General features: G+C 48.6%; 4 protein-coding genes and 1 pseudogene. 3 read left to right on the top strand and 2 right to left on the bottom strand.

Annotated features, from left to right (window positions below):
* Positions 1–1,075: acyclic terpene utilization AtuA family protein (locus A3750_RS10045; RefSeq protein WP_156498512.1), on the bottom strand; the 1,075-nt coding region annotated here is incomplete at its 3' end.
* Positions 1,076–1,226: 151 nt separating this feature from the next.
* On the opposite strand from A3750_RS10045, the gene A3750_RS10040 reads away from it, so the two are divergent.
* Positions 1,227–1,916 carry a TetR/AcrR family transcriptional regulator gene (locus tag A3750_RS10040; RefSeq protein ID WP_082873252.1) on the top strand — a complete coding sequence of 230 codons (690 nt, stop codon included), beginning with the start codon at positions 1,227–1,229 and terminating at the stop codon, positions 1,914–1,916.
* Positions 1,917–1,949: 33 nt separating this feature from the next.
* Complete coding sequence (locus A3750_RS26070) at positions 1,950–2,246, top strand: DUF2970 domain-containing protein (RefSeq protein ID WP_197474988.1); 297 nt, start codon at positions 1,950–1,952, stop codon at positions 2,244–2,246.
* A 2-nt stretch (positions 2,247–2,248) separates the two neighbouring features.
* Here A3750_RS26070 and A3750_RS10030 read toward each other — a convergent pair whose 3' ends face one another.
* Entirely contained in the window at positions 2,249–2,941 is a 693-nt protein-coding gene (locus tag A3750_RS10030) for a hypothetical protein (protein WP_068457138.1), read from the bottom strand.
* 416 nt (positions 2,942–3,357) lie between these two features.
* Between A3750_RS10030 and A3750_RS10025 the strand changes: the two are divergent.
* A pseudogene (locus A3750_RS10025) lies at positions 3,358–4,390 on the top strand (hypothetical protein); the annotation flags it as partial.

Genomic DNA, 4,390 nt, shown 5'->3' with positions numbered 1-4,390 from the left:
TTAAGCCTTTCGCTTCGATCATTCTGGATGTTTTGGTGAGTATTGCTTCAGCCACTGCTTGCGCCTTGGCGGTTGCCTCGATGCCTGCGAGCAAGAATGTAACGGTGCATTTGAACCCGTCAGGATAGGTTGCTGATACTTTGTAGGAGTCGGTTGGCGGCTTACCGATCGCGCCAGAGACAGAAACGATGTTATCGGTGATTTGTTCAAGCTTTACTTGCGAGAAGTCGCACACAACATCTGGAAGAATATAGTTGTGCGGATCACCAATTTCGTAAACGATTTGCTCGGCAACCGTCGGCACAGAGACCAAACCGCCGGTATTATCTGGCTTAGTGACGGTAAAGCTCGCCTCATCATCGATCTCTACAATTGGGAAGCCCATATCATCGAAGCCATCTTTTACCAAGTGCCAGTCGGTAAAGTTGCCGCCGGTGCAATGCGCACCGCATTCAATGATATGTCCGGCCAACGAGCCTTGTGCGAGTTTATCAAACTCATTCCAGTTCCAGCCAAACTCATGCACCATCGCACCAAGAACAACGGCGCTATCTACCACCCGGCCAGTTACCACAACATCCGCGTCTTGCTCCAGCGCCTTCACGATTGAAGGAGCACCAAGATAAGCATTCATGCTCACAAGCATCGGAGGGATTGAGGTGCCGTTGAACATTTCAACGACGCCGTCTTGCTCCAGCTTGCGTTTTTGAGGCAGCACATTGTCGCCATCGACCATGGCAACTTTCAGTTCGATTCCCTGTTGCTCGGCAATCGCGCTTAATGCGGCAACACAGGCTTTAGGGTTAACGCCTCCTGCGTTACTGATCACTTTAATGCCTTTCTCTTTTATTTGAGAAAGAAGAGGGCCCATGACTGTCTTTACGAAATCGGTCGCGTAGCCTGCATTCGGATCTTTCATTTTCTGGCCAGCCATGATCGACATGGTGATTTCTGCCAGGTAATCGAACACTAAATAATCGATGTTGCCCTTTTCGACGAGCTGTTGTGCCGCAGTTTCGGTATCGCCCCAAAACGCCGATGCACAACCAATTCTTATCGTTTTTTTCTCTGTCATGAGTTGAAATGCCTCGCTAAGACAGGTGGTGTTGCATGATGCATTGCGCGCAAATCCGTCTTGTGACCGGGTGCGCAATTAACGCTGACAGAACCATACCAAGCAAGTGCTTGGTTTGTAAATAGTAGATATGCTCGTTATGATCTTTTAAATGTTGGATCATTTGATCGAAAGCGATCGTTGGCCCTCGAATTTTGAAGATGGAGTTGCACTAGTGTCTGTGATTGTTGAGCAAGAAAAACTGGACCTTGTCGATGATTTAGTCGAGCAGGGGGTTGTTACGGACCCGCGTACCGCAAAAGGGCGCTTGCTTGCGAAAGCTGCGAAGCTGTTTCGAGCAAAGGGCTACGAGCGCACCACAGTGCGAGATTTGGCGGCGGCGGTTGGGATTCAATCGGGAAGTATTTTTCATCATTACAAGTCCAAAGAAGAGATTCTTTTGGCCATGATGAAAGAGGTGGTGATTTACAACACACACTTGATGCGACGGCGGGTTAACGAGGCCAAGACGACAGAAAGTGCGTTGCATGCGTTAATTAAGTGTGAGATTGACGCTATAAATGGTCTTACCGGCGATGCAATGTCGGTGCTGGTGTACGAGTGGCGCAGTTTATCGGAAGACCACCAAGCTTATATTCTCAATTTACGCAGTGAGTATGAGCAGCTTTGGATGGATATATTGAATCGGGCCAAAAGTGAGGGCAAGGTTGTTGGAGATACCTTCGTTTTGAGGCGCCTGCTCACCGGAGCCATAAGTTGGACCACCACTTGGTATGACAAAAAGGGTAAGATGACTCTGGATGAGCTAGCTCAAGAGACTTTGCATCTCGCGATTAAATAGAACTTTGATGACACCTTGTCCTTAGGCAGCGATATGAGCGATTCAAATAAAAGTAAAACGAATTTGAGTAGGGATGAAGCGAATCAGCACGCCGACGCTTCGGCAGCAGAAAAGCGGGATGTCGGCTTGGAAGAGTCGATGAGTTTATGGGAAACAACGCAAAGCGTGCTGTATGCCATGCTCGGTGTGCAGAAGTCGAAGAATGCCAAGCGCGATTTTACAAAGGGTAAGGCAAGCCATTTCATTATCATCGGTATCGCGTTTGGCATTTTGTTTGTGCTTGTCGTCGCCATGTGTGTGAGTGTAATCCTCAGCTTGGCAACAAGTTAGTTTTAAGCTGCGCAGTTGTAGCTTTGTATTTCCGGAGCTTTGTGTTTTCTGCGCACTCCAATAAGCCCCAATAGTCCCGCAACGAGCAGAGCGAAGCTTGACGCCTCGCTAACTTCAAAAGGATCCAGCTGATCTTTTGTTGTTTTAAGGTCTCCGCGAATGTGGACGTTGTCTATGTAAACGGCCTCACTCGAACTATTTACGTCCAGCCAAAAACCTACCCAACCCAAGTAGTGATCCTGAAGCCGAAGGGATTTGGAATATGTTCCTGCGCTTCCCAGGCCGGTCGAGAACAACGCCTGTTTCTGCGTTTCGGGGTTTTCATCGATTGATAGGGTCAGGCTGTCGCTCGACTCCGTGCTGCTCAGTACGCGCCAAGAAAAAGACAACGAGATGTCTGTGAAGGCGCTTGCATCGATAAAGAGCGAAACGTGCGTAGAGCTGGGATTCAAATAATCTCGCAGCCGAAGTTGTTGGTTATAAATAGCAATATCGTTCTCATCCGATTCGACGCTTATCCAGTTCGCTCCGGGGTCATTCGAATTACTTCGGGAAAAATCATCTTGGAAAATGACGGAGGCAATAATTTGGTTGCTGCCGAGCCCAAGCGTGAGCGCGATCAAAAAGAATTGGAGGTTTTTCTGCAATGCGATAGCGCAGCGTCTGACGCTACGAGAATCAGTTATGGTCTTCATATTCGTTCCTTGAATAGAGAAATGTATTGGCTTCCTTGCCGAGTAGAAGTCTACCAAGTAGGTGTTATGGCTTACAAGGTGCGTCGCTTTTGCATCTCCTTGTGAGTCGCGCGGTAATGAATGGGCAAACAGCAACGCGATTGGTAAAGATAATGCCTCTTGTAATCGTGCTGATCTGGACTTTTAGCGTAGTTACCCGGTTGGGTTGACGAAAATTTACTAATTTGTCGCAATTCGTAGCGCTAGATAACGGTGGGAAAGGATTAGGCTGCTACAATTGTTAGGTACGCTTCATCGATCCGCGATCGGTAAAACGTGCGTACGTATTAAAGAATCTAGTCGATCTAGCCGAGAGCATCTTGAAATTATTCAATGCATCACCTGCATATCGTTCCACTTGCCAAACAGGGAAGGCGATGAATCGCCTGGTTAGTTTGGCTTGTGCGTTGCTCCTTACTGCGTGTGGCGGTGGCAGTGGCGGTGCGAGCGATGATGCTGCGTCATTGGCTCAAGCAGCGGATGATACCCAGTTGATTGGAACGCGTGTTTCTCTGTCTGGTGAGTTGTTCGTCGATGACTTCTCTGAGCAGGATGCGGATACTCAAATTACCGGCGTCGCGACGATAGCGCCGCTTAATAACGAGGTGTCTTCTGCTCAGCGTTTAAACAATCCTACTAGCCTGGGCGGCTATGTGAGTGCTCGTTCAGGAAACTATCGAAACGGCGAAGTCTTCGCTGAGGATACGAGTGATTTTTATTCCTTACCGATGCTCGAGGGACAATCACTTTTTGTCACATTGCAGTCGGCGGAAAGTCTTGAAAATGCACAGTTAGATGTGTTTTTTCGCGTGTATAGATCATCGAATACCAATGTCGCTATTTTTGATCGTAATGTCAGTCAGCCGAGAAAGCTTGAGTTTGTCGCAGACCAAGACGATGAGTATTTAGTCCAGCTCTATGCCGGATCGTTTGGAAATACACCGGTGTTGTATCAACTAAAAACCTCGAGAACGCTCGCGAGTGGATCTGCGTTGGCGAAGGGCAGTTATGCCGAATTAGCGTCGGATCGTATTGCTTATGTGAATCATCGGGGTCAGCTTGTTCGAACAAATTCCCAGAGTGATGAAGATCTTGCAAAACTGAGCGCCCTGCGTGAAGCACACCAGCGCGAACAGAAAAAAGGCGAAAGGGCGGAGCCCGATTACCGCGCTAGTATTACGTCTACTCGTGTGGCGAATGCTGTGAACGATACGTTAGGCGCGTTGCAGTGGAATGTCGATCAGATTAAGGCGCCAGACGCTTGGGCAGCCTCGACAGGGGCCGGCGTGAGAGTTGCCGTAATTGACACGGGGGTGTCGTCGACGCATGAAGATTTGCTTGGCAATGTACTATTCAACGAGGGGTATGATTTTGTTTCAAACTCTCTGAATGGCGATGGTGACGGTCGCG

The organism is Oleiphilus sp. HI0079 (assembly GCF_001635105.1).
Note: the sequence above shows the minus strand (reverse complement) of the source record. Positions and strands in the feature narration are given on the sequence as shown.